Origin of the sequence: Enterococcus sp. DIV1206 (assembly GCF_051712485.1) — a bacterium.
GTDB lineage: Bacteria > Bacillota > Bacilli > Lactobacillales > Enterococcaceae > Enterococcus > Enterococcus faecalis.
Map to the genome: position 1 here is coordinate 2,430,703 of NZ_JBIOOZ010000001.1, position 26,374 is coordinate 2,457,076.

Here is a 26,374-nt window from a genome sequence, read left to right on the forward strand (position 1 = left end):
AGAACTTTTACAGATAATAGAAATAGTATGTTCATCCTCCATGTATTCCTTTTATCCATCTACTCTTATTTTTGATCACATTCATTTTCAAAATCTAACTTATTCGTTTCTACCCCTCCTTTTTTTCCCATTTATCAATAACTGTCCACCTCCTAGATTATTTTATATACAAAAATAGACCACTCCTTAAGCGATCTATAATGACAAAACTTATTCTTTTTCTTAGATTTAAGCGATTCTGTTTTTCCACTTAAATATACTTAACTTGATTTAAAAATATTGAACATTCTATTTTTGAAAACTTAGCTATATAAACAAGCATCTATAGTGTTGATAATTCATTTTCAGCGATTCTTTATACTACTAATTTATCATGTTGACTATACTAAAATTTCCCAATAAATTCCCAATATGAAGTTACTTCTACTTATCTTCCAAAAATACAATTTTACTACGTAACTTGTGTTCACTGAATTCATTTGTTTATATCCTACTTTATACTCACCTATACTATCCTTACCTATACTATCCTGTGTAGCCATTTGGTAGCCAAATTAGTAACCAGCTTCTGCCATTTTTAAACTCTTATTTACAAAAAATATAGTCAATGATTCTATTTAAAAATAAAAGGAGCCTAACATTCTTTCAAGAAAGAATGTTAGGCTCCTTTTATTCAGACAATTTCAGCCACTCTTTGCGATTGCAATAGGACATAGTTTTTACAAAGACAAAATGATAAAGCAAACCGTAAGCTAGCCCCAACATATTTAACAAAATTCTTAAGTAAAGACTTGTTTCTAGCCCAAATATCATAGAAGCTGCCATGATAGCACCAACACAATTAAAAATCGTTTTACTTTTATAAGATGTGCATAAGCCTAAACAAAGTCCTCCTAAAATACCAAGTAGGTTCGTTGGTATATAAAATAACAAGATAGCCGATACTAGAGAACCAATAACGACCCCTATTATTCGTTCTTTTGCTCGTTCAGACAATTTAAACGTCTCATACCCAGAAAATAATGACGAACTAGCAAATGTTGCCCACATAAAGCGGTCAATCTGAAGGTGCGTTCCTATAAAAAGTAATAAGCTAATGCCTAAAGCGTAATAACCAAACCAAATATTTCTTTGATTAAAAAAACCATTTTCTGTAACCATCTGTATAAAAGTAATCTCTTGATCCAACTTTTTATGTTTCACATGATAAACAAAAGCTAAAAGTAGATAAGCAAACACTAATACAAAGAAAGTTTGTTCTAATTGCTGAAACGATTGATAGTGAACCGTGCCAACTAAATATAAGTAGGAGAACGTATACAAGCCAGGATTACCCATTTTAGGGTTTTTACCAGTTAAGAAAAACAATGCCAGCAAGCAGATAAAATGAAGACCCCATTGTAAAAATGATACAGAAATCAGTGAAATTAGTGGACTAACACCTAGAATTGTTAACACGATTCCTAAACTAAGCAAGGCCTGTTTTTCCCTGTAGCCATATGAGACGAAACGGATACTCAACAGCAAACAAAATAATACAATTGAAAAAGGCGCTACAGCTTTTCCAAAGAAAAAAGTAATCGTCGACACCCATAAAATCGCAAACGAAACTAATAAGATATCCCTTATTAACAAGGCGCGCCAAAAATATCTCCGCTGTTTTTTAGTGTCCGCTTGATGAATTTTTTGTTTTAAAATAAATGGATCTAACTGCAATAATTGATAAAAAGTCACCTAAAATCATCTCCTAAAAATCGACTCTTCTCAATTCATTATTCCAACTTTTCCTTCTATGAAATCATAAGAAAAGTAGTTGTGACGAACATTTTACTACAACTTTTTTTCTGAATCAATACATGCTTTATTTCTTATTCCAATACCTTTCCCGATACGATTTGCTTACTTCATAAAAAATAAGCCTAGAAAAAATCAAAACGATTAATTCTAGGCTCAAAATTAAATAACTGTTGAACAAAAGCTAGCGCTTTTTTACATAAACTTTTCCAACAGATCCATTTCTTTTTCTAATTCTTTTTCATCATACTTGTCATACTTACCAGCTTCGTGTGCAATTTTTTTAATCTCATGAATGGCTTTTTTTTCAACAATCCATTTCTTCATACTATGTTTTTTTGTATCCTCATCTAGCGAGCTCAACTCTTCTAAACTTGCATCCAATTTGTTCAAAACGTCGGCAATTTTTGCTAATGCTTGCGCTTCTTTTTCTTCATAGTTTGACATAATAGACACCTCTTCTTAAGTATTTTTCTACTTTAAGTGTACGTCTCTGTCGTTTTATTTGCAACTAATAACTCAACTGCTTCTCGGTACGGAGGATAAGGGATTCGAACCCTTGCACGATGTTACTCGCCTAACGGTTTTCGAGACCGTCCCCTTCAGCCAAACTTGGGTAATCCTCCCTCTACATTCCATCTACAAATGAACATGTAATGAATCAATAGATAAAAAGCCTAGACCCTTACACAACAAGGATTCTAGGCTCTGTCTAACTAAATTATTTAGTTTCACGGTGTAAAGTAACTTTTCTTTCACGTGGGCAATATTTTTGTTTTTCTAAACGATCAGGATTGTTACGTTTATTTTTATTTGTTAAGTAGTTACGTTCTTTACAAGAAGTACACTCTAAAGTAATGTTTACGCGCATGTTTTCCCCTCCTACTAATAATTGATCTTTCCAAGAGATTTCTTAGACTTGAATATCATACCATTTTTTTTGTCATTTGACTACCCTTTTGGGCAAATTTGTAAAGTAGTTCTACTTTACAAATTTTATTTTTTGTACATTTCCATATACGCTTCTAAAACTTCTTTGGCAATCGTTTGATTTGGTTTGGAAGATTCATCATTTAAGTGTGGTAAAACAACGCTAATTGCAATTTCAGGATTTTCGTACGGCGCATAAGCCACCAAGTTACTATTAACCGTTGTATGGTTTACTCCATTAGCATCTGTTGCTTGCGTTTCGGCGGTCCCTGTTTTAGCAGCAATCGAAAACTTGTCTGATTTTAAACCACGTGCAGTTGTAAAAGGACTAGTTCCATTTACTACATTATAGAAACCTTGTTGAAGAATTCCTATCTGGTCTTCAGAAATATTCACCTTATTCAAAACTTTTGGTTCAATTTCTTTTAAAATTTTTCCTAAAGCTCCATTTTCATCATTGCCATAGATTCCTTCTACCACATGGGGTTGCACGCGGATACCATTATTTGCGACAGTGGAAACGTACTGTGCTAATTGTAACGCGCTATAGGTATCATATTGCCCAAAAGATAGGTCAAGAAGATTACCGCCTTGTGGCGCAGAAGACGAATCCTTAAAGTCCTTGTTTTGAATTCCTGTTGTTTCTCCTGGTATATCAATTCCAGTTTTCGTTCCCATACCATATTCTGCAAAAGCTTTTCTTAATTCTTTAAAGACAGTGTCATCTCCTACTTCATAAGGGAAAATCATATTGGGATAATAATTCACACCCATCATTTTAAAGACTAATTTCATCATATAAGCATTCGAAGAATATTCTAACGCTTGCTCCGCAGTTAATTGCATGGTTGTTCCGCCAGAAGCATTCCACCAAGAAGCTTTTGGATTACTACCTGCTAGTAAAATAGCTTCATCTGTTAAAACGTCATTGCCTTTAATGACGCCTGTTTCATAACCAGCTGTTAAAGTACCTGCTTTCACAACTGATCCAGGAACTTCAGAATTCAAAATAGGTGCTAAAGGATTAGGTGTGACTTCTCCAGTTGCTAAATCATGATGAAATCCGGACATCGCTAAAATAGCACCTGTTTGAGGGTTCATAGCAACGACATATGCATTTTCTGAGTATGGTCCAATGGTTTTGACTATTTGTGAATAGTTTCGTTGTAAAATTTCATCAACTTTGTTTTGGAAATTTGAATCAATCGTTAATTTTAAGTTGGAGCCTTTTTCCCCTTTGGAAATTGGGGTTTGTGAAACAATCTTTCCGTTATTGTCTAAAACGACTTCTGATTTTGCTTTTTTACCTTGTAGAACGTCTTCATATTGTTTTTCTAAATAGCTAGTTCCAACACGGTCATTTCGTGCATAGCCTTTTTTCAAATATTCATCGACTTCTTCGGCTGGCAATCCTTGTTTTTCAGTTGAAACGGTGCCCAACAGGCTACGTAATGCACCACTTTGAGAATAATCACGCGTCCAATCAGTCCCTGTTGAAACACCAGATATTTCCGCTGTGTGTTCACCAATTGTCGCAATTTCACCTTCTGTTACCCCTTCATTCTTGATGAAGACCGTGTTCATTTGTGACGCTGCATTCATTCGTTTAAAAATCGTTACTGCTTGTAAGGTTCGGTCATCAAACGCAATTTCTTCAGGGGTGACTTTTTCAACTGCTTTGGCATATAATGTGCCTTCGTCCGTAATTTTGTTGCCTTTTTCATCTTCTTTATCTTGATCGGTTAAACGGGCTTGGGCTGCTTTTAAATTTTCAGGATTCGCTAACCAATAATCTTTTTTGTCACGATCCGTTAAGTTTGGATCAACTGGAACGTTAATAAGTTCATTAACTTTATTCGCAATCGGTAAAATATCTTTTCCTTCAATATTTTTTCCTCGTGTGTAAGTGATTGCTAAATTGGCTTTGTTAGAAACCAAGACTTTTCCTTGTGAATCATAAATTTGTCCTCGAGGGGATGGTGTCGTGATTTGTAGTGAAGAATTGGCAGTAATTTTTTTGTTAAACTCTTCTCCTTCAACAATCTGTAAATACCCTAACCGGACAATTAATGAAACAAATAAAGTGAATATCACAAAAAATAATAAGTTCAATCGAAAAGGAATATGTGGCTTTCTACCTCGTTGACTCTTTGCTGCGGCATCTGTTTTTTTTATTTTATCTATAAATGAGTTTTTCTTCATACCTCTAGTCCCTTCACTAAAAAGTTTCGCATTCTCATTGTAACAAAAATTAGTCAAAAAATCAGGATTATTCCTAGCTCTAAGGAAATATTTAATTATTTTGTTGTTGAAAAAAGTCAAAAGGACTTCTGAATTCAGAAGTCCTTTTGACTTTTTCTCTTTTTTTAACGGCTGTAATTGTGAACTTCAGCAGCCATGCTGTCAATGAAAATTGATAAATCTTCGACAGAAGTTTCTTTGCTTCCATAACGACGGACGTTCACCGTTGCATCTTCCATTTCTTTGTCCCCGACCACTAATTGATAAGGTACTTTTTGTGTTTGAGAGGCCCGAATTTTGTAGCCCATTTTTTCGTTACGATCATCGACTTCAACACGTAAGCCTTGTGCTTGTAAACGTTCTTTGATTTCATAAGCATACTCAGAATGCGCTTCTACAGAAACTGGGATAATAGTTGCTTGAATTGGTGCTAACCAAGTAGGGAAAGCGCCTTTGTAAACTTCTGTTAAGTAAGCCACAAATCGTTCCATTGTTGAGACGATACCACGGTGGATAACAACTGGGCGATGTGTATTTTCACCATCTTCGCCAACATAAGTTAAGTCAAAACGTTCTGGTAATAAGAAGTCTAATTGGATGGTTGATAATGTTTCTTCCATTCCTAAAGCTGTTTTTACTTGAACATCTAACTTCGGACCGTAAAAGGCAGCTTCACCTTCTGCTTCAAAGTAATCTAATTCTAATTCATCCATGGCAGCTTTTAACATCGCTTGCGCTTTTTCCCACATCGCATCATCATCAAAATATTTGTCTGTATTATTTGGATCACGATAGCTTAAGCGGAAACGATAATCCGTAATGTTAAAGTCAGCATAGACTGCCACCATTAACTCCAAAGTACGTTTAAATTCGTCTTTAATTTGGTCAGGACGAACAAAAGTATGGCCATCGTTTAAAGTCATTTCACGAACACGTTGTAACCCTGATAATGCGCCAGATTTTTCATAGCGGTGCATCATCCCTAATTCAGCGATTCGAATTGGTAATTCGCGGTAACTATGAATGTCATTTTTATAAACCATCATATGGTGTGGACAGTTCATTGGACGTAATACCAGCATTTCGCCATCGCCCATATCCATTGGTGGGAACATATCTTCATGGTAATGATCCCAGTGACCAGATGTTTTGTATAATTCCACATCTGCCATAATTGGTGTATACACATGTTGGTAACCTAAGCTAATTTCTTTGTCCACAATATAACGTTCAATTGTACGACGAATGGTTGCGCCTTTTGGTAACCAGAAAGGTAACCCTGAACCAACTTCTTGTGAAACCATAAATAAATCTAATTCTTTTCCTAATTTACGGTGGTCACGTTCTTTGGCTTCCTCGCGCATTTTGATAAATTCTTTTAAATCTTTTTTATCGAAAAAGGCAGTGCCGTAAATCCGTTGCATCATATGATTGTCAGAGTTTCCGCGCCAATAAGCACCAGCTACTGAAAGTAATTTAAAGACTTGAATCCGTCCTGTTGAAGGGACGTGAACACCACGACATAAATCAACAAAATCGCCTTGATCATAGACAGTGATGATTTCATCTTCTGGTAAATCTGTAATTAATTCAACTTTGTAAGGATCATCAGCAAATAATTCTAACGCTTCTGCACGTGAGATTTCTTTACGAACGATTGGGTTATTTTCCTTCACAATTTTCATCATTTCGGCTTCAATTGCAGGTAAATCTTCCGCTGTCACAGGGGATTCCCCATTATCTGTATCATAGTAGAATCCAGAATCAATCGCAGGACCTACGCCAAATTTAATGTTAGGGAAAAGACGACGTAAGGCATTAGCCATTAAATGAGCTGACGAATGACGTAAAATTCCTAAAGCATCTTCATGATCAGGCGTCACGATTTCAAGCGAACCATCTTCTACGATAGGACGATCTAAATCGATTAAAACACCATTGAATTTACCAGCTAAAGCTTTTTTGGCTAAACTGTTGCTAATACTTTTAGCAACATCAAATGTTGTAACCCCAGAATCAAACGGTTTGACAGCGCCATCTGGAAAAGTAATGTGAATAGACATAATAAAATTCTCTCCTTTTAATTTTTTTGATTTGAAGCGTTTCATTGTGTTCCTGTTTTTCACAATGAAACGAAACAGCCACCTGTTCCCCTTGTTAAAAAACAAAAAGTCCTAGTATTCTAACGAATACTAGGACGAAAATATCGTGGTTCCACCTAATTTTGAACACAAATAATCTGTGTTCCTCTAGCGTGTTAACGGTGCGACCGCCTTTGTTTCAACAAAGGTTTCGAAAGTGGTCATCCCTTGTGCCAATCTGGAAAATTTTCAGCCAAGATTTTCCTCTCTAATAGATCGCGGGCAAGTTCAGTTGTCTTTCTCATCAATCATTTATGCACTTATTTAACCACTTATTTTCAGAAAAAGCAAGTGATTCAACAGAAATTCTCTGAAAACTTATTTTTTCCATTCGCCGCCTTGTGCATAGCGGTCTTTTTTCAATTCATGGACAATCACATGGATATTCTCTTTTGGTGCACCAGCATTTTTTGACACAGCTTCTGTAATATCTTTGACCATATTAGTTAACTGTTCTTCTGTGCGCCCTTCAATTAATTCTACATGTACAAATGGCATCTTCGTTCCCCCAATTTAAATTGCTTGTTCTGTTTGTATCATAGAGCGGGTTATGACGCTTGTCAATAAAAAATAGCCTATGTTCAGTAAAAGCTAAGATAGCTTTATTGATAAACAATTAATTATTATTTTCTGCTAAGTATTCTTCTAACGTTAGACTCGCTTTTTGAATCTCTAGTGCTGCTTTTTTACCCACATAGCGATAATGCCAAGGTTCATAACTAACACCCGTAATTTCCACTTTGTCTGAAGGATAACGAAGAATAAATCCATATTTATAGGCTTTCTTTGCCAACCAAGCGTAGACTTCTTCGTCAGTAGATCGCTTACTTTGCGCATTTATATCCACTGCTAAACCTACTTCATGTTCACTAGTTCTCGGCACTGCTACCCAACTTTCAGCTGTTTCAATCGCTTCTTGTTCGCTGAATCCTTGATCTTGAAAAGCCTGTACTTTTTCTGCCATAATTTCTTTTTGCTCTTCATTTGTTCGATAACTAGAAGTGACTTCAAGATAGAAGCCTTGTCTTTTGGCATCTTTAAACATCCTGTTCAAAGCTGGATAAATTCGTTTATCCACTGCCTGTTTGTTAGGTAATTTTTTTAATTGGATTTGATAATCTTCAGGAATCTGATGCGTTTGATTTACTAATAATAATTTCCATGATTGATCGCCTTCTTCAGGAGAACTCATTTTTTCCTCTTCCTCTAAACTGAGGGCTTGCTCATTTCCTATTGAAACTATTTTTTTCTCAGCAACTTGTTTAACAGCCATGCTCACAATAAAAAGCCCTAAAATAGCGACACCAATTGTAACTTTAAATTTCATTTTTATTTCTCTCCTCTTTACTTACTTAACAAAATTAGTATAGCAAGCTAGTAAAAAGGAGCCTTCTTTTTTTTCGCAAGAATTTCTAACGATTTTCTTACAAAATCGATAAAGAAATCATAAAGGTAGTTTTTTCATTTTCGCTTTCAGCTGAAAGCACCCCGCCATGCAGCTCCACAATTTTTTTAGCAACCGCTAAACCTAGTCCTGCGCCTCCTCGGTTTGTTTGACGGGCAGTATCTAATCGGAAAAATTGTTCAAAAATTCGGGCTAATTTTTCTGGTGGAACAGTAGGGCCATGATTTGTAAAATAAATATTTACTCGTTGATTTTCATTATCAACTTTAGTGGAAAGAGAGATGGTTGTTCCTGCATAGCTGTAGTTAATGGCATTTTGAACTAAGTTATCAAAAACTCTTTGCATTTTATCGACATCAAGATGAATAGACAAAGCCTCAGTAAAATCTGTTTCAATAGTTAACTGTTTTTGTTTCAACATAGGTAAAAATTCATAACTTACTTGATTTAACATACGATCCAAGCGAACACTCGTTGGTTCTAATTCAATATTCGAGAGATTAAATCGAGCTATTTCAAAAAATTCATTAATCAACTCTTCTAAATGCTCTGCTTTTTCTAATGAAATAGCTAAATATTTTTCTCGTAATTGCGTCGAAATTTCCAGTTCATCATGAAGAAGTGTTAAATAACCAATGACTGATGTTAAAGGCGTTTTTAAATCATGTGCTAAATAAACAATCAAATCATTCTTTCTTTGCTCAGCTTCCTTCGCTTGTTGCTGGCGTAAGTTAACTTCTTGACGGATTTGATTCAACTCTTTGTCAAACTCCATTAAATTTGCTGACAAGGCTATCGGTTCTTCGGAATTCTGATAGAGTTTCCCTGTTGCCTCCAATACTTCTGTTAATTGATTGATGCTTTGCAACCATATCCGAAAAAGAATGATTACTGAACCACCTAGAATTACTAAGCTAATTAAATAAACGTAGTTCTCCTCAATTCCTTTGGCTAAAAGGTAGAGTGGATCTTCCATGCCCCATCTACGTAATCCAAACAAAAAATTACTAAAAAAATACAAGACTGCTGATAACGCCAATATTCCCAAACTAAAAAACAAAAACTTTGTTAGTAGTTGTTTAATCATTCGTTCTTTAAATTGCTGTTTTCCTGTTTTTTTCTTTTCAGTCAATTTTATACCCCACTCCCCAAACAGTTTTAATAAACTTTGGCTTCCTTGGTGGTTCTTTTAATTTTTCCCTTAAACGGCCAATATGTGCCATCACGGTATTTCCATTGTTTTCCAAATATTTTTCACCCCAGATTTCTTCAAACAATATCTCTGCTGGGACTACTTCTCCCTGACGTTCTGCTAAATACCAAAGAATTGAAAATTCTAATGGCGTTAAAAATATATCCTCCCCGTATAGTTTACTTGTATGATGTATTTTATTTATCACCAAACCATGAATATCTATTTCTGTTCTTTCTGTTTCTTGTTGTAGACTCGCCTGTGAATTATATTTACGAAAACGTCTTAGTTGTGTTTTAATACGTGCGACTACTTCCAATGGATTAAATGGCTTTGTAATATAATCATCAGCGCCTAAAGTTAGCCCAGTAATTTTATCAATGTCCTCAATTTTAGCGGTTAAAAGAATAATAGGGAAAAAATATTTTTCCCGTGCTTTTTTAACCATTTGAAAGCCATCAATATCTGGTAACATTACATCAAGTACCGCTAAATCGAACTGATTATTTGCCATTGATTCCAGAGCAGGTTTCCCTCGATAAAATTTTTCTACTTCATAACCGTCACTCGTTAAATATACTTCCAGCAAATCAGCTATTTCTTGTTCATCATCTACTAATAAAATTCTTTCTGCCATGGTTTTGCTCCTTGCTTGTCCATTTATAAATTATCTATTCAACTAAAACAGCACCAAAAAGACTGCTCATTTGCCCTTTTGGTGCTGTAAATAATCATTTATACTTCTTCGCCGTAATCTACAGGTTTATCAAATTCACCTGGTGCATCATCATAGATATGTCCGTAAATAATTACCGGCATTCCGTCATAGGATACGTCAAAGATTTTTGAAACTTCTGTTCCTGGCGTATTGATACAGCCATTACTACCAGCATCGGTTTTAAAGGCTTCTTTATCGCCATACTTATCCAATTTATGGTCGGAGTCATGAATCCCAATTTGTGTGACAACGCCCCCTTGACTTAATAACGGCATCCAATATTTTACTGGCACACTGTATCGAGAACCATCGAGCATTTGACCTTCTAAATTCACATCGGTTGTCCGATATAAAATTGTATGGAATCCTGGTACTGTTGCAGTTCCTTTGTTATATCTGCCAGTAATGACATCTGTGGTGACTATTTTTTTGCCATCAATGAAACAATACATTTTTTGATCTTTTAAATCAATTTCAATGTAATTATTGGCAATTTTACTATTTTCTTTGGTATCACCAACCAACGGAGCAGTGATTGCATTCGTTTGTTCTTGGCTATTCAGCGCGTTTACTAGTAGTTCTTGCGTTTTGGCCCCATCAATCGACCAGCCATAACTTCCGTTGTTTTTAAAACGACGTGTCGTGCCGTGAACATCTGTAAATAAAACTGGTTGATTAGCAGAACCATATGTTGTTTCTAATTGTGTCACCCAAGTAGTTAGTTTTTCTTTGTTGATTGTACCATCATCATTCAGCACGTTTTGAATTTGTGTTTTATCAAAGGCTACTTTTTCACCATTAATATCAACTGTAATTGTTTTATTTAACTTGTTATTGAGCGTTGTCAATGTTGCCTTTAACGTTTGATCCTCTTTTGTAATTTCAGGGGCTTTATAAAAATCTTTGGCGTTGTATTGATAGTTGCCTTTTCCCGCTTCAACATCCGCAATAATCTGCTGGTTTAAGCGCTGTGTGTCCACTACTGTGCCTTGTTCTTCGGGAACAATTTCAAAAATGCCATTGCCTCGACGGATACTCGCATTTTTGCTTGGTTTCCCCTCTGGAAAACTTAAAGTCGCTAATTTAGCTTCTAGTTCTTTTTTGAATGCCTCGTTTAACGGTAGCTTCACCTTGCTACTGTGTAAATGGTCTTTTAAAAATTTTTGATCCAATTGGTATTTTTTAGGAAGTTGAATTTTTTCTTCTTTTGTCCCCGTTTGAACCACAACTTCTTCGGTTTGATTAACTTGCGCTAATTTTTCTTCCGCTGCATTTACATTTAACCAGCCTACAGAAACTCCATTTACTTTTGTAGTTGGTAAAAAGTGACTTTGAAAATAAACATAGCTGCCCCCAGCAACCAGAGCTAGTCCAACCAAAGAAGTAATAATTACTTTCTTTTTATTATTTTTTCCTGATTTTTGACGACGTGTATTACGCATTTGCATTTCTTCTTTTTTCATTTGTTCATCCTTTATATCAATAATTTTAGGTTTATTTCTTAGAGTCTAGGCAACAAACAACTGCGGTGATCTACAATCAAAAAAACTTCCCTTTCTCTCGCAGATTAATTTTTTCAATTATACACTATTTTTATGTTGTTTTCAGCTTATTTTCCTTGTGAATCCTTTAATCTTAAAGAATTTGTATACTCTGTGACTTTTTTTGCTTCTTGTAAATGATACGTAAACTGGGCCATTTTAGCAAAATCCTGAGCGACGACGTCAAAAAAGGCTTGTGTCTTTATTAAGCTGTTCCAACAAGCTTCTTTACTAGAAAAATCCAGCAACGATGCTAATTGATCCATCGTGTCAGGAGTGACATAATTTTTCAGATACTTAAATTGTTTCCCAACAGAAATTGGCTCCGGTTCCTGCCAAGCCGCTTGCCAAGAAAGCAAGCGCAACAGTTCCTGCTGACAATATTCATAGAGATGTGTGACAGCGTAAAATAGTTCATTCCGACAAAGCCCCTTAACTACATACGTACTAACCCACCAAAATTCATTGCAACAATCGTTAAATTGCTGCTGATCCGGAACTGTTACTGTATAATTTTTATCAGATGCTACAGGTAAAGGCGGCAAATTTTCATCTTTGTCTAACAAGATAATTGCTAAAGAATCGCCTTCATGCCAATTGTCTTTTTCTGCGAGAGGACACAACGTTAAATCGATGCGTTGACCATCTTCAAATAACATTAAAAATGTTTCCCGCGTCTTCGGTTCTGTGGGAAATAAGGTCATTTCCTTGGGACGTTGCATAATTAATGGTTGTCCAAATTTTGCTATCCACGTTGCTGTTTCAAAAAACTCAGCACATGGTTCTACAATATAAACAATGTCGAAATCTTGAAAACTATCTTTTGGCGCTTTCACATTCGTGCGAGAACCCACCATTCCCACGGCTCGAATGTGTTCTTCTTGTTTTGCTACATCCATAATAAGTTGAAACATTTCTTCTTCTGTACGCATGCATTCGCTCCCTCTCTTCAAAAGTTTCTATTAAAACATAGATTTTTTTATAAGTCTTTTGTTTTCTATCGCTTTTTCTATGGTACTTCGTATACACTAACATTACAAGGAGGGATGTTTCATGCATTGGTTAAAAATAACAAGTTTATCCATTGTCAGTTTTGGCTTTTGTATTCTTTTGATTTTAGGTCTACTTATTTTTACTGGCAAAAATACGCAACCCACCGATAAACCAGATGCTATTTTAATTTTAGGGGCCCGTGTTTTAGGGACGTCTAAAGAAACCGCACTGCCCAGCCGTGTTTTGCAAGCTCGGTTAGATGTGGCTATCCCCTATATTAAACAACGCCCCGAGACACCCGTTATTGTTAGCGGAGGGCAAGGAGCAGATGAGCCGGCTACGGAAGCCGCGGTTATGAAACAATACTTGCTAAATAAAGGTGTTCCAGAAAAACAGATTCTCTTAGAAAATCGTGCCACACGCACCAAAGAAAATATTGTCAATTCACAAAAACTCCTTTCTTTTAAACGGCTAGTGATTGTTACTAGTGACTTTCACATGTATCGCTCGCAACTTTTAGCCAAGCGAGCAGGCATCTCAAATGTTTCAGGCATCACTGCGGCTTCTTCTTTTCCAAAAGATATCAAAAATTTTGGCCGAGAGCTGCTTTCTTTAGGCTATGCCTTACTCTTTGATTGGTAAAAGAGCGTCCTTCGCAAGACCATTTTGCGAAGGATGCTTTTATATTCTGTGGATTTGCTCACTTTTGTTCTCTTCTTCTTGTGTTTAAATTATAAAAATGATAACATATCTTTGTCAGCGCTTACAAATAATATTTATTTTATAGGAGGAGAAAGTTATGGGGCATCAATTGAGCACTCATTTTTTTAACAAGAAAACAGGGATTATTTCAACTTTTTTAAGTTTGATACTTTTAGTCGGTGGGTTACTGTTTGCACTACCTGCATTTGAAGTACAAGCAGCATCAACTGTTACACCTAAAACAGTCATGTATGTAGAAGTAAATAACCACGATTTTAACAATGTGGGAAAATATACTTTAGCTGGAACCAATCAACCTGCTTTTGATATGGGGATTATTTTTGCAGCCAATATTAATTATGACACGGTCAATAAAAAACCTTACTTATATCTAAATGAACGGGTCCAACAAACTTTAAACGAAGCTGAAACACAAATTCGTCCAGTTCAAGCACGCGGCACTAAAGTCCTATTGTCTATTTTAGGCAACCATGAAGGCGCTGGCTTTGCTAACTTCCCAACTTACGAAAGTGCGGATGCCTTTGCAGCTCAATTAGAACAAGTCGTTAATACGTATCATTTAGATGGTATTGATTTTGATGATGAGTATGCTGAATACGGAAAAAATGGGACGCCTCAACCAAATAATTCTTCGTTCATTTGGTTACTTCAAGCCTTAAGAAATCGCTTAGGCAATGATAAATTAATTACTTTTTATAATATTGGACCAGCGGCTGCGAACTCTTCCGCTAATCCTCAAATGAGTTCTTTAATTGATTATGCTTGGAATCCTTATTATAGTACCTGGAATCCGCCACAAATTGCGGGGATGCCTGCTTCTCGTTTAGGTGCTTCTGCCGTTGAAGTTGGTGTCAATCAAAATCTAGCTGCGCAATATGCTAAACGTACAAAAGCGGAGCAATATGGTATTTATCTAATGTATAACCTCCCAGGAAAAGATTCATCTGCGTATATCTCGGCGGCGACACAAGAACTTTATGGTCGAAAAACGAACTATTCACCAACTGTTCCAACACCTTAATATTATCTCGTGTCTACAAGCGCCAACATGTAAAGAGTTAAAAGCCAGCTTACTACAAGCTGGCTTTTTGGTATCTTGAGCGAATCGTTTTACACAAAAAAAGACCCGCCCTTTGGGTAAGGACGGGAAAGGAGTTAAAAATGAAAAAGTGTTTTGTGTTGTTAAGGTTGTTTGTTGATATGCTTATATCTTACAAACTAAATGTGAAGATTTTGTGATCATTTCATTCTTATTTTGCTACTTTTATAGGAATTAAATAGATTGCCACGAGACTATCTTTAGTTGCCTCGTGCATCCGTTATTCTGACTGCTCCTTGTGGTGATACTCTGAAAAAACCAACAGTCCCAGTCCCTCCATTTGCAGCCATCTGTTTCGATTGGGCTCTAAAAAAGAAGTCATTTCCATTCATACCAAAAAATCCAAGGTTCGTATCATCATTTTCTGCATCAGTCAATGTACTTCTGATACATGCCTCTGCTTGTTCTTGGTTCTCGATGATTTTTGCCTCTTCATTTTGGTCTTGAATTTCCTCTTCAGAAGAACGATAGTAATACTCTTCCGCAGGATAATTTCCACTATCTTGAGTAATTAACAATCGCGGTTTCGTCTTATCCGATTGGTCGCCGTTAGGATTTTCAACACCAATTTTATATAATAATAACGCAGCACCAGTAGGCCCCCACCTAATACTTAAGCTTGTAATTGGTCGCGACTCATCAGTAGGTGAATCCTTCGTAATCATTCCTCCGGTATTTGTACTACCATCAGGATGAATGATCAAACTCTCTCCTTTACCATTTTTCCATGTTCCAACTAAAGTAGTAAAATCGCCAGCATTAATCGCTGTAGTATCTAAATCAGCTACAGTTAGCTGACTATTGTTTCCATCAGCTGTCGGCTCTTCATTTTTCACTGATTCGTTAGACTCGACACTGCTGCTCGCTTGTTCGTTTGTCTTATCAATTGTTTCACTGGTTTTTTCATTCGTCTCTTCAACTTTAGAGGATGCCTCCGTTGAAGCGGTCACTTTCTTTTCTTTTGGTTCCCGACAAGCAGTTAATGATAAAACCGCTAGCCCGACAAAAAACGCTAACATTCCCTTTTTCACGCCTATTCACCCCGTTCAATGATCTATCTTACTAGACTATTGTACTATTAATTCAACTGTTTAGACAAATATTTATGGAACAGACAAAAATTGAACCTGTCATTGAATGCTTTGTGTCACATGGACTTATCAATCAACTTTCTTTTTTCTATGTATTATATGAAAAAAAAAGAGCCTGGGACAAAAATCACTTTGGATTTTTGTCCCAGGCTTAAAAATTGATAAACGGCGGGAACAGAAGCAACTCCTTCGGAAATAAGCCGAAATTCTCCAAAAATTATAGAACAATTTTCGGAAATTCCTTCTTATTTCTCGGAGTTAAACGCTTCTGTCCCGACCTCTTTCTAAATCTTAAAACAAACGAACAAATGGATTATTCAGGTAAATCTACATTATGATGAACTTTTTGAACATCTTCTAAATCTTCTAAAACGTCTAACATTTTTTCAAAGTTCGCCAAATCGTCGCCTTCTAATGTTACTTCGTTTTGTGGAACCATTTCTAACTCAGTAACCGTGAATTCTTCAATGCCTTTTTCTTTTAACGCTTCTTGTGCATGGTGGAAATCTTCTGGTTCTGTGTAAACGATAATTTGACCGTCTTCTTCAACAACATCGCGAACATCAATGTCTTTTTCCATTAAGTATTCTAAAATTTCATCCGCATCGTCACCAGCAAAGCCAATGATACCTGTATTATCAAACATGTAGGAAACAGCACCGCTGACACCCATGTTTCCGCCGTTTTTACCAAATGCGGCCCGCACATCTGCTGCTGTTCGGTTCACGTTGTTTGTTAAAGCATCAACAATGACCATTGAACCATTTGGCCCAAATCCTTCATAGCGTAATTCAGAATATTGTTCATCTGCTGAACCTTTTGCTTTTTCAATAGCGCGATCAATAATATGTTTTGGTACATTGTATGTTTTGGCGCGTTCGATTACAAACCGTAATTTTTGGTTTGCATGAGGATCAGGGTCTCCTGACTTCGCTGCTACGTAAATTTCAATCCCGAATTTTGCATAAACACGGCTATTGTTTGCGTCTTTGGCAGCTTTTTTCTCTTTAATATTTGCCCATTTACGGCCCATATTCTCACTTCGCTTTCTCTGATTTGTTGTTAGTATCTTATCCCTTGTTTATTATACTGGGGAAACTGATTTTTGTTAAGTATTTTTTAGGTATCTGGCGAAAATCGTAAGGGAAACCGACCAAAATTTTGTTCTTTTAAAGAAGAATCTCCCATCTGGTATAGTTGATTGGCGCGAATATCTAACGAAAGCATTGCGCGGTTTTCTTTAGATACTTTGGAAATTACCGGCAATTGAATCTGTGCTTTGGTTTCTTTTAGATAAGCTTGTCCCTTTGGCGTAAATCCTAGCACATGGAGATAACTGTTTTGCCAAACAGTTTCAACTTCTTCTTTGGTCATATTTAACAATATATAAGTTGCTAATCGTTGCAATCTTGTCCAAGTATAACGCTTCGTTTTCATACGTTCCATTAATTCGTGAAAAGAACCTGCTGCTTGGATTTGATCTTTTAGTCGATATTCAAGTCCTTCCGTCATTTGGTAAATGGCTTGTAACTCTTCTAACGAGGATTGAACAATTTTATACTTTAGGAAGGGCCAATAGTTTTCCCATGAAATCATTGTCTGTGTTTGTAAATGTTGTGCGGTTATAGAAGGAACCGTTGGCAGCACTTGCGTTATTTCTTGTTGAAAAACACTTTGCCTAATCGCCGTGGCGCTAGCAACTTTCCCAGAAATCGTTGCATCATGAAAGCCCGCTTGTTTTCTAGCAATTGGGTAGAGCGTCATCGGGGTTGGATACGTGGCATTTTCCTTTGCATAACTCATCCCCAAAATATGATTAGGCGAAGAAAAATCAAACCTGCTTTCAGGATATACTTGACGAAAAACAGCAGTCATTTTTTGTGGATAACTCAATTGTTTGTCTGTCAATGCGTGGAACGTTTGATCAATTAAGGATTGATTTTCTTGGACAAACTGGCCGAAAGCCGCATAATCAATTGCGCTTGTACTATCTGTTCCAAAACATAAGCTCTCACATTGCAACGCCTGCAATAACTTTATACCGCCTTTGGCAAAGTAATCCGCAGACTGTACCGACCAAGCTGTCGGCAATTCAATGACTAAATCCACACCATTTTGCAAAGCTTCTTCTGCTCTGGCCCACTTATCTAGTAAGGCTGGTTCTCCTCTTTGTAAAAAATTTCCACTCATTATAGCAATCACTACTTCAGCTCCGCTTTGTTGGCGAGCTTGTTGGGCATGATAGCGATGTCCATTATGAAAGGGATTATATTCCACGATAATGCCACAGGCTTTCACTCTAGCCACCTCCGTTATAAAAAAATGGACTTATCAGCAAAGAGACAAACGTTTTTAAGCGCTGTCCCAAGCTCATAAGCCAAATCTTATTAATCTCTTTGACAAACAAAGAACCAGCGTTCACTTGTTTCAGTTGGTGCTTCATCTGTAAAGTCTGCATAAACTTTGACGTTCATGAAACCAGCACTTTCTAACATTCGTAAATAGTTATCTAACGAATAGGTTCGTTCTTGATGCAATTCATCATACCGAACAAAGTGCTCATCTGTTTCCTGTTCTTTCACAAAAAATGTTAAGAAATGTTCGATGCTGTGTTCTTTTTCACCAGCGTAACTATCCCATAGAAAAGCAAATTCTTCTGTTTGATAATGATAGCTATATTCTGGAAAAACTGAATCAATTTTGTAAGTAGAATGAACATCAAAAATGAACGTTCCTTCCTCTTCTAACGCTTGATAAACTTCATCGAACACTTGTTGTACTTCTTGGCGATTAGCCATATAGCACAGTGAATCAGAAAAACAAGTGATGGCTTGGTATTGTCCCACTTCAGATAAATCTAGCATATTTCCCTGAACAAATTGAACTGGCACTTCTTCTTCAAAGGCTCGTTCACTAGCAATCATCAACATTTCTTCTGATAAGTCTAAGGCCGTCACATCATAACCACTTTTCGCAAAATCAACTGCTAAAGCGCCTGTACCACAAGCCATTTCAAGAATTTGTTGGGTTCCTTGTGGGAGATGACGATTGGAAAAATCCAACCATTTTTGGTATAGGCTTTCGTCCATCACTTCGTCATAGACGAAAGCAAACGTTTCATAGGCCATTTTAGTCGACCCAAGCGCTTAGATCCACCATTGGGGCATCTGACCATAATTTTTCTAAGTTGTAAAAGGCACGTTCTGAAGATTGGAATACATGGACAATAACATCGCCTAAATCGATTAAAATCCATTTTCCGCCTTCTTTACCTTCCACACGCTTGACTTCTACTTGATTTTTGGCTTCTTGTTCGTTAATTTCATCAACAATCGCATTGATTTGACGTTCACTATTGGCTTGGCAAATTAAAAAATAATCTGCTAATAATGAAATCTCTCTTACGTCTAATGCGACAATTTCTTCTGCTCGTTTTGAATCTGCTGCTTTGACAGCAATTTCTAAAATTTTCTGGCTATCTATGATAGTTCCCTCCTAGTAATTCTTTCTTCTTTTATTTTTGATTAACGACCCATTGATTGTAGGTCTCTAACGTTTTTGGATAAATTTTATGTTCTTGTTCAATCAAATGTAACAAGGTATGTTTCGTTTCATAAGCAACCGCTGCATCTAAGTCAACAAGAGCAATTTCACGGGCTTCTTTCACACCTGGAAAATCACGTCCTGGTTCAATGTAATCTGCGACATAAATAATTTTATCTAGCAAGCTCATCTTAGCAGCCCCAGTTGTATGCACACGAATTGCCTGCAAGATTTCTTCGTCATCAATGGCTAATTCCCGTTGAACAATATCCGCCCCAACTAAGCCATGCCAAATTTCATTGCCATAGTTTAATAAAGCCAAATCAAAACCATCTCGGCGAATAATCAACTCGAATTCATCGTTTGGACGTTCTTTGGCGTAATCATGCGTCAAAGCAGCAATACTGGCTTTCGCTTCATCGGCACCATATTTCGCTGCCAAGGCCACAGCTGTTTCCTCGACTCCTAACACATGGCGAAAGCGACGTTCACTCATTTGCATTTGAACTTTTTGCATTAATAATTCACGTTGTGCAGCATCATAATTTGTTATCCAGCTCATCTTGATACAGTCCCTTCTCTTGAATATAGTTTATCACATTCTCTGGAAGAAGATAGCGTGTTGAGCAACCACTTTTGACTTTTTGTCTAATCAAAGTGGAACTAATCGCCATCTGCGGAACATCGACCCAAATAATTGGATAGGTAGATTCCGTTGGATAATTAGGACGCCGAATGCCAACAAATTGAACTAAATGGAGTAAGTCATCAATCCGATGCCATTTGGGCAAGTATTCCACCATATCTCCACCAATTATAAAATAATAATCAGTATCTGGATTGGCTTCTTTTAAAGTTTTCATCGTATCATACGTGTAACTTTTGCCTTTGCGAATTAATTCAATTGGCTCAATATCTAAGCAGGGATTATCAGACACCGCTAGTTCTAACATTGCTAACCGATGTTCGCTGCTAATTGTTTTCTTTTCTTCTACATGTGGTGGTAAGTACGTAGGCATTAAGTAAACTTTGTCCAAACCTAGTTGATTTTGAACTTGATCGGCCATGACAAGATGTGCTAAATGAACGGGATTAAAATTACCACCTAACAAGCCGACTTGCTTTCTTGTTTGAAAACGTAACGGTTCCTCTTGCAAGAGAACGTCCGCTCCTTGACGCGCTTGTCTTTTTTCTCCCATTGTTCATCCCTCCAATATTAAATCTCTTTGACTGCTGCTGAAATTTTTTGATATTTTTCTTTACTTGATGGCTTGAATAAGACCAACACGCGACCAATAATTTGTACCACATCGCAATGAATGGCTGCTGTTAGTTCTTCTGCAACCTCTTCTGCTACTTCATCTGTATTTTGTAATAACGTAATTTTAATCAATTCACGTTTTTCCAACGCTTCATCAATTTGTGTAATCATTGCGTCATTCAAACCACCTTTGCCTACTTGAAAAATAGGTTGTAAATGGTGTGCCTGACTACGTAAATAACGTTTTTGTTTTCCTCTAAGTTTCAAATTGTTTGCCTTCTCTCTAAAATTTAAATTAATGCTTTTCTACGTAAAACATCGACACCTTTAGGCGCCCAACCAGCGACTACACCAGGTTCTGTGACAGTAATCCAACCTAGACCAGCAAACACAATATCCGTTTTTTCTTTCACGGAAAATTCAAAGCGCACTAATTCAGGAAACTCAGCGACTTCATCGGCACGTGGGGGCTGCAATAAGCCACCAACATGTTTTTCATAAAAAGCATCGGCGGTTGCTGTTTTTGTTCGGTGTAAATTTAAGTCATTGGAAACGTAGGCAATGAAGGAACTTTTAGCACCTTGGACATAATCAAAGCGAGCCAAGCCACCTAAAAACAAGGTTTGTTCAGCATTTAATTGGTAAACTTTCGGTTTGATTTCTTTTTGCGGTGCAATAATTTTCAAGTCTTTTTTACCTAGGTAATGTGCCATTTGATGACGGTGAATAATTCCCGGCGTATCGATTAAGAAGTGGCCATCGTCTAATGGAATTTCAATTTTATCTAGCGTTGTTCCAGGAAATTGTGATGTCGTAATCACATCTTGAACACCCACTGTTTGTTGAATGATTTGATTGATTAATGTTGATTTTCCAACATTGGTCACACCTACGACATAAACGTCTCGGCCTTCACGATATTTTTCGATCGTATCTAATAACTCTTGCATTTCTTGTGGTTTCTTGCCACTTGTCAGTAAAACATCAACAGGGCGTAATCCTGCTTCATGGGCCCGTTCTCTCATCCATTGAACCATTTTAGGTTTTTTTAATGATTTAGGCAAAATATCCACTTTATTGCCAACTAACAACACAGGATTATCTCCGATAAAACGATGTAGTCCTGGAATAAGAGAGCCATTAAAGTCAAAAATATCCACTACGTTCACAATCAGTGCATCTTCTGTTCCTAAACCATTCAATAAACGTAAAAAGTCATCATCTGTTAATTGGACATCTTGAATGTCATTATAATGTCTTAAGCGAAAACAACGTTGGCAATAAACTTCCCCTGTTTCCATTCCTTTTTCGAAAGCTGTTTTTGGTGTATAGCCTAATTCATGAGGATTTTCCGTTTGGATAATCGCACCACAGCCAATACAATGAATTGCCTCTGTCATTCTAATCCGCCTCTCCATGTCATTTCTGGATGTTTTTTTGATAAGTATTTCATAATTTTCCGTTCAAAGAACCGATTGATTCTAGTATTCCAGCCATCTGTATCGACAATCGGTTGAACTAAAACATTGCGTATACCCGCTGCGTTAGCTCCCCGAATATCTGTCATAATCTGATCGCCGACCATTAACATTTCAGATGGCTTCAAGCCTAATTTTTTTTCTGCTAATTTGAAGCCACGTGCGGTTGGTTTCAAGGCACGTGCTACATAATCTAAGTCAAACTTTTCAACAACGCGTTTAATCCGGCTGTCTTTGTTGTTTGAAACAACGAGGACAGTAATTCCTGCATTTTTCATTTCTAATAACCAAGTTTTTAATTCTTCTGTTCCATCGGGATTATTCCAAGCAATTAACGTATTATCTAAGTCAGTTAGTACTGCCTTAATCCCCAGTTTTTTTAATTGTGCGGGGGTAATTTTATAAATCGCATCAATCATCCATGTCGGTTTATATTTTGAAAACATCGTGACTCCTCTCACTGACACTATGTAGTTTCTTCGATTTTAAGAGACTGAAACATAACTAAACAATTATGCTTCAGTCTCTACCTATTGTATTATACTGCATTTTACTGAAAATTTCTATAAAGGACGGTCGTTCCTTGTAAAAGAACAAGTAAAATAAAAGAAAAAATAAAAAAAGCCACCCATCAACCCCTGAAAAGTTCGTTGATGAGTAGTAACTTCTAATATTTGCGAAAACGTTGGTATCTTTTTTCTAGTAACGTTTCCGTATCTAATTTAGCTAATTCAGTTAATTTTGAAATAAACGCTTTTTGTAACATGCGATTAATTTTTGCTTGTTCCAGAGGCTGACCGTTCATAACTTCTGGAATTACTTTATCTACAATAGCTAATTCCTTCAGCTCTGTCGCTGTGATTTTCATCAATTCTGCTGCTTCTTTCGCACGACTGCCATCTTTCCACAAAATAGAGGCGAAACCTTCTGGCGAAAGAACCGCATAAATCGTGTGTTCCAACATCCAAACTTCATCTGCGACTGCTAAAGCTAAAGCACCGCCACTGCCACCCTCACCAATGATGACTGAAATGATTGGCACTTTCAAATCAGACATCTCTAACAGGTTTTGCGCAATGGCTTCCCCTTCTCCCCGCTCTTCGGCACCAATCCCACAATAGGCACCAGCAGTGTTCACAAAGGTAATGACTGGACGATTAAATTTTTCCGCTTGTTTCATTAAACGTAACGCTTTGCGATACCCTTCAGGATTAGGTGAACCAAAATTACGTTCAATATTTTCTGGTAGATTTCGGCCTTTTTGGATACCTATCACTGTAACTGGTTTCCCTTGCAAAGTAGCAACACCACCGACTACAGCTAAATCATCGGCAAAGTAACGATCCCCATGAAATTCTAAAAAGTCCTCAAAAATGGCTTCTATATATTCTAAAGTTGTCAAACGATCTTGGGCTCTTGCCAAGGTAACAACATCATTGGCTGTTTTCTTTTCCATGTTAACGCCACCCTTCCAAAGAATGTAAACGTAACAAGTCGCTCAATCGTTGACGCAAAAGATTTCTTGGCACAATCTGATCTACAAAACCATGTTCTAAAAGAAACTCGGCCTTTTGAAAATCATCTGGCAACTCTTGACGAATCGTTTGTTCAATTACACGGCGGCCAGCAAAACCGATTAAACTCTGAGGCTCTGCCAAAATAATATCGCCATCCATCGCAAAACTTGCTGTAACACCGCCAGTCGTTGGATCAGTCAATACCGTAAGATACAGCAAGCCTGCTTTGTTATGCCGTTGCAAAGCGGCCGAAATTTTCGCCATTTGCATCAATGAAAAAATTCCTTCTTGCATACGGGCACCACCAGATGCAGTGAAAATCACTACTGGTAAATGCTTTTCTGTCGCCCGCTCAAACAAGCGTGTGATTTTTTCACCAACAATCGTTCCCATACTGCCCATGATAAAATTAGCGTCCATGATTCCAATTGCAACAGCTTGTCCTTCAATTGTTGCTTCTCCCGTTAAGACAGCTTCATCTAGCCCAGTTTTTTCTTGCATTTTTTCAATTTTTTCAAGATAACCAGGAAAATTTAGTGGATCTTTTGTCACTAATTCACTGTCCCAATTGTGGAAACTTTTTTCATCAACGGTTATCGCTAATCGTTCCCATGCACCAATCCGAAAACTATAGCCACAATGCGGACAGATTTTTTCTGCACCCATTTCTTTTGTATACAGTGTTCGCTTACAAGAAGGGCATTTTGCCCACATATTATCTGGAACAGAAGGCTTCTTTGATGCATCATTTGCATCAGCACGATTTGGATTAATGCGAATGTAATTTTTCTTTTTAAATAATGCCATTTGCTTACTCCTCGTATTTTAGCGGCAAGAGCTCAGCTCCTTTCAAAAGATCACTGATCTTTCCAAGCAAGAGAGCTCTTGCGGCGTTCTTTCTTTAATGATTGCTTTCTGGCTCCCAATTTGGTAGAAATGTTTCTTGTAAAAAGCTTGTGTCATAGTCACCTGTCAAAACATTGTCATGTGTAATTAAATCTAATTGGAATTCGGCATTCGTAATAATACCTTCTGTTACAATTTCATTTAAAGCCCTTTGCATTTTCATCAAGGCATCAAAACGATTTTCACCATGTACGATGACTTTCGCAATCATTGAATCATAATAAGGTGGAATTGAATACCCTGAATACATAGCGCTGTCTACACGCAAGCCCATTCCACCACTAGGCAACAAGAGATTTTGAATTTTACCTGGTGAAGGAGCAAAATTAAAGGCAGGATTTTCAGCGTTAATTCGGCACTCAATCGCATGCCCAGTCATGATAACATCCTCTTGGGTATAGCCTAAAGGTTCACCTGAAGCAATTTCTAATTGCGCTTTGACTAAATCAATCCCTGTTACCATTTCCGTAACTGGATGTTCGACTTGGATGCGGGTATTCATTTCCATGAAATAAAAGTCGCCAGCTGGATCCATCAAAAATTCAATGGTTCCGGCATTTTCATAATGCACAGCTTGTGCCGCTCGAACGGCCGTTTCGCCTAACATCTGACGCTTTTCTTCAGAAATAGCAATCGATGGTGATTCTTCTAACACTTTTTGATTATTTCTTTGTAGTGAGCAATCACGTTCCCCTAAGTGAATCACATGCCCATATTGATCACCTAAAATTTGCACTTCGATATGACGTGCTGGATAAATAATTTTTTCTAAATACATATCATCATTACCAAATGCGGCTTTGGCTTCTTGCTGCGCTGAAGTAAAGTGTTTCGGTAACTCTTCTTTTGAAAGAACTTTTCGGATTCCTTTTCCGCCACCACCAGCAGCTGCCTTTAACATCACTGGGTAACCAATTTTTTCAGCAATCGTCAACGCTTCTTCGACAGAATCAATGACGCCATCACTCCCAGGAATAACAGGTACCTTGGCTTTTTGCATCAGTTGACGTGCGTTTATTTTATTGCCCATTGCATCAATCGTTTCTGCTTTAGGACCGATAAAAGTAATGTTACATTCTTCGCACATTGAAGCAAATTGACTATTTTCAGATAAGAAACCAAACCCTGGATGAATCGCTTCAGCATTGGTAACAATCGCTGCACTTAAAACAGCTTGAACATTTAAATAAGAATCAGTTGCTTTCGCCGGTCCAATACAAATGGCTTCATCTGCTAACTGTGTGTGTAACGCTTCTTGATCCGCTTCAGAGTAAACAGCAACTGTTTGAACGCCTAATTCGCGACAGGCACGAATAATACGAACAGCGATTTCTCCGCGGTTTGCGATTAATACTTTCGAAAACATTTTTCACCTATCCAATCATAAAGGTTAATTCAGCCTCGGCAACTTTTTTTCCATTAACTTTTGCCACACCTTTACCCATTCCAGCAGAAGCGCGGACTTTTAAAAGTTCAACCTCTAAAATTAATGTGTCGCCTGGTGTTACCTTTTGTCTAAATTTTGCTTTATCTAATCCACCAAAGTATGCCGTTTTCCCTTTGAATTCAGGCATTGAAAGTAATGCCACGGCGCCTGCTTGAGCCAACGATTCAATAATTAAAACTCCTGGCAAAACAGGATTCCCAGGAAAATGACCTTGAAAAACTTGCTCATTAACCGTTACATTCTTTTTCGCTACAACGCGTTCCCCAGGAATGACTTCTTCAACACTATCTAATAATAAAAAGGGATAGCGATGTGGTAAAATTTCTTGAATTTCTGTAATTGTTAATTTCATGT

General features: G+C 37.1%; 27 protein-coding genes and 1 tRNA gene. 2 read left to right on the forward strand and 26 right to left on the reverse strand.

What is annotated here, in order from left to right; genetic code table 11:
• Positions 1 to 669 precede the first annotated feature (669 nt).
• From IGK86_RS12065 to IGK86_RS12120, 12 genes are all read right to left on the reverse strand, one after another.
• Positions 670 to 1,734: an FUSC family protein gene (locus IGK86_RS12065; protein WP_002387217.1), complete on the reverse strand. Its 1,065-nt coding sequence runs from the start codon at positions 1,732 to 1,734 to the stop codon at positions 670 to 672.
• A gap of 255 nt (positions 1,735 to 1,989) precedes the next feature.
• Positions 1,990 to 2,241, reverse strand: coding sequence for a hypothetical protein (locus tag IGK86_RS12070; RefSeq protein ID WP_002403006.1), 252 nt, complete (start codon positions 2,239 to 2,241; stop codon positions 1,990 to 1,992).
• A gap of 89 nt (positions 2,242 to 2,330) precedes the next feature.
• A tRNA-Ser gene (locus IGK86_RS12075) sits at positions 2,331 to 2,420 on the reverse strand.
• A 95-nt stretch (positions 2,421 to 2,515) separates the two neighbouring features.
• On the reverse strand, positions 2,516 to 2,665 hold the full coding sequence (gene rpmG / locus IGK86_RS12080) for a 50S ribosomal protein L33 (protein WP_002356321.1): 150 nt from the start codon (positions 2,663 to 2,665) through the stop codon (positions 2,516 to 2,518).
• Between the two features lie 125 nt (positions 2,666 to 2,790).
• The gene (locus IGK86_RS12085; RefSeq protein WP_002359399.1) at positions 2,791 to 4,926 is read right to left on the reverse strand and encodes a peptidoglycan D,D-transpeptidase FtsI family protein; all 2,136 of its coding nucleotides are present in this window, start codon (positions 4,924 to 4,926) and stop codon (positions 2,791 to 2,793) included.
• Positions 4,927 to 5,090: 164 nt separating this feature from the next.
• On the reverse strand, positions 5,091 to 7,028 hold the full coding sequence (gene thrS, locus IGK86_RS12090) for a threonine--tRNA ligase (protein ID WP_002359397.1): 1,938 nt from the start codon (positions 7,026 to 7,028) through the stop codon (positions 5,091 to 5,093).
• A gap of 396 nt (positions 7,029 to 7,424) precedes the next feature.
• Positions 7,425 to 7,604, reverse strand: a complete 180-nt coding sequence (locus tag IGK86_RS12095) for a 2-hydroxymuconate tautomerase (RefSeq protein WP_002380845.1) — start codon at positions 7,602 to 7,604, stop codon at positions 7,425 to 7,427.
• A gap of 118 nt (positions 7,605 to 7,722) precedes the next feature.
• Positions 7,723 to 8,433, reverse strand: coding sequence for a M15 family metallopeptidase (locus IGK86_RS12100; protein WP_016617171.1), 711 nt, complete (start codon positions 8,431 to 8,433; stop codon positions 7,723 to 7,725).
• Positions 8,434 to 8,530: 97 nt separating this feature from the next.
• Positions 8,531 to 9,643, reverse strand: coding sequence for a sensor histidine kinase (locus IGK86_RS12105; protein ID WP_002365141.1), 1,113 nt, complete (start codon positions 9,641 to 9,643; stop codon positions 8,531 to 8,533).
• Positions 9,636 to 10,340: a VanR-ABDEGLN family response regulator transcription factor gene (gene vanR / locus IGK86_RS12110; RefSeq protein ID WP_010713120.1), complete on the reverse strand. Its 705-nt coding sequence runs from the start codon at positions 10,338 to 10,340 to the stop codon at positions 9,636 to 9,638. Before vanR ends, IGK86_RS12105 begins: the two co-directional genes overlap by 8 nt.
• Positions 10,341 to 10,438: 98 nt before the next feature.
• The gene (locus tag IGK86_RS12115) at positions 10,439 to 11,884 is read right to left on the reverse strand and encodes a L,D-transpeptidase family protein (protein WP_010823942.1); all 1,446 of its coding nucleotides are present in this window, start codon (positions 11,882 to 11,884) and stop codon (positions 10,439 to 10,441) included.
• A gap of 146 nt (positions 11,885 to 12,030) precedes the next feature.
• Positions 12,031 to 12,894: an aminoglycoside 6-adenylyltransferase gene (locus IGK86_RS12120; protein WP_010713119.1), complete on the reverse strand. Its 864-nt coding sequence runs from the start codon at positions 12,892 to 12,894 to the stop codon at positions 12,031 to 12,033.
• 121 nt (positions 12,895 to 13,015) lie between these two features.
• Between IGK86_RS12120 and IGK86_RS12125 the strand changes: the two genes are divergently transcribed.
• Entirely contained in the window at positions 13,016 to 13,597 is a 582-nt protein-coding gene (locus IGK86_RS12125; RefSeq protein WP_016617173.1) for a YdcF family protein, read from the forward strand.
• A 157-nt stretch (positions 13,598 to 13,754) separates the two neighbouring features.
• Positions 13,755 to 14,699 (forward strand): endo-beta-N-acetylglucosaminidase, encoded by a 945-nt coding sequence (locus IGK86_RS12130; protein ID WP_002382461.1) that lies wholly within the window; start codon positions 13,755 to 13,757, stop codon positions 14,697 to 14,699.
• 278 nt (positions 14,700 to 14,977) lie between these two features.
• Here IGK86_RS12130 and IGK86_RS12135 read toward each other — a convergent pair whose 3' ends face one another.
• The 14 genes from IGK86_RS12135 to fabZ all read right to left on the reverse strand — a co-directional run bounded on the left by IGK86_RS12135 (position 14,978) and on the right by fabZ (position 26,372).
• Positions 14,978 to 15,808 (reverse strand): DUF6287 domain-containing protein, encoded by an 831-nt coding sequence (locus IGK86_RS12135; protein ID WP_002370564.1) that lies wholly within the window; start codon positions 15,806 to 15,808, stop codon positions 14,978 to 14,980.
• Positions 15,809 to 16,181: 373 nt separating this feature from the next.
• Entirely contained in the window at positions 16,182 to 16,901 is a 720-nt protein-coding gene (locus IGK86_RS12140) for a YebC/PmpR family DNA-binding transcriptional regulator (protein ID WP_002356305.1), read from the reverse strand.
• Positions 16,902 to 16,987: 86 nt separating this feature from the next.
• Positions 16,988 to 18,175: a nucleotidyltransferase gene (locus tag IGK86_RS12145; RefSeq protein ID WP_002362361.1), complete on the reverse strand. Its 1,188-nt coding sequence runs from the start codon at positions 18,173 to 18,175 to the stop codon at positions 16,988 to 16,990.
• 80 nt (positions 18,176 to 18,255) lie between these two features.
• Entirely contained in the window at positions 18,256 to 18,996 is a 741-nt protein-coding gene (locus IGK86_RS12150; protein ID WP_002356302.1) for a class I SAM-dependent DNA methyltransferase, read from the reverse strand.
• A gap of 1 nt (position 18,997) precedes the next feature.
• Entirely contained in the window at positions 18,998 to 19,336 is a 339-nt protein-coding gene (rsfS, locus tag IGK86_RS12155) for a ribosome silencing factor (RefSeq protein ID WP_033072556.1), read from the reverse strand.
• Between the two features lie 46 nt (positions 19,337 to 19,382).
• Complete coding sequence (gene yqeK, locus IGK86_RS12160; RefSeq protein ID WP_002356300.1) at positions 19,383 to 19,973, reverse strand: bis(5'-nucleosyl)-tetraphosphatase (symmetrical) YqeK; 591 nt, start codon at positions 19,971 to 19,973, stop codon at positions 19,383 to 19,385.
• Positions 19,951 to 20,610 (reverse strand): nicotinate-nucleotide adenylyltransferase, encoded by a 660-nt coding sequence (locus tag IGK86_RS12165; protein ID WP_016617175.1) that lies wholly within the window; start codon positions 20,608 to 20,610, stop codon positions 19,951 to 19,953. The genes yqeK and IGK86_RS12165 overlap by 23 nt, the downstream gene beginning before the upstream one ends.
• Positions 20,611 to 20,627: 17 nt before the next feature.
• Entirely contained in the window at positions 20,628 to 20,939 is a 312-nt protein-coding gene (gene yhbY / locus IGK86_RS12170; RefSeq protein WP_002356298.1) for a ribosome assembly RNA-binding protein YhbY, read from the reverse strand.
• Between the two features lie 23 nt (positions 20,940 to 20,962).
• On the reverse strand, positions 20,963 to 22,072 hold the full coding sequence (gene yqeH / locus IGK86_RS12175; RefSeq protein ID WP_002381381.1) for a ribosome biogenesis GTPase YqeH: 1,110 nt from the start codon (positions 22,070 to 22,072) through the stop codon (positions 20,963 to 20,965).
• Complete coding sequence (locus IGK86_RS12180) at positions 22,069 to 22,596, reverse strand: YqeG family HAD IIIA-type phosphatase (protein ID WP_002356296.1); 528 nt, start codon at positions 22,594 to 22,596, stop codon at positions 22,069 to 22,071. The genes yqeH and IGK86_RS12180 overlap by 4 nt, the downstream gene beginning before the upstream one ends.
• A gap of 221 nt (positions 22,597 to 22,817) precedes the next feature.
• Positions 22,818 to 23,606, reverse strand: a complete 789-nt coding sequence (locus IGK86_RS12185) for an acetyl-CoA carboxylase carboxyl transferase subunit alpha (RefSeq protein WP_002367302.1) — start codon at positions 23,604 to 23,606, stop codon at positions 22,818 to 22,820.
• Position 23,607: 1 nt separating this feature from the next.
• The gene (gene accD, locus IGK86_RS12190) at positions 23,608 to 24,474 is read right to left on the reverse strand and encodes an acetyl-CoA carboxylase, carboxyltransferase subunit beta (protein ID WP_002356293.1); all 867 of its coding nucleotides are present in this window, start codon (positions 24,472 to 24,474) and stop codon (positions 23,608 to 23,610) included.
• A gap of 94 nt (positions 24,475 to 24,568) precedes the next feature.
• Entirely contained in the window at positions 24,569 to 25,939 is a 1,371-nt protein-coding gene (locus tag IGK86_RS12195) for an acetyl-CoA carboxylase biotin carboxylase subunit (RefSeq protein WP_016617176.1), read from the reverse strand.
• A gap of 7 nt (positions 25,940 to 25,946) precedes the next feature.
• A complete protein-coding gene (gene fabZ, locus IGK86_RS12200) occupies positions 25,947 to 26,372 on the reverse strand; it encodes a 3-hydroxyacyl-ACP dehydratase FabZ (protein WP_002356286.1) in 426 nt (141 codons plus the stop codon).
• Between the last annotated feature and the right edge of the window lie 2 nt (positions 26,373 to 26,374).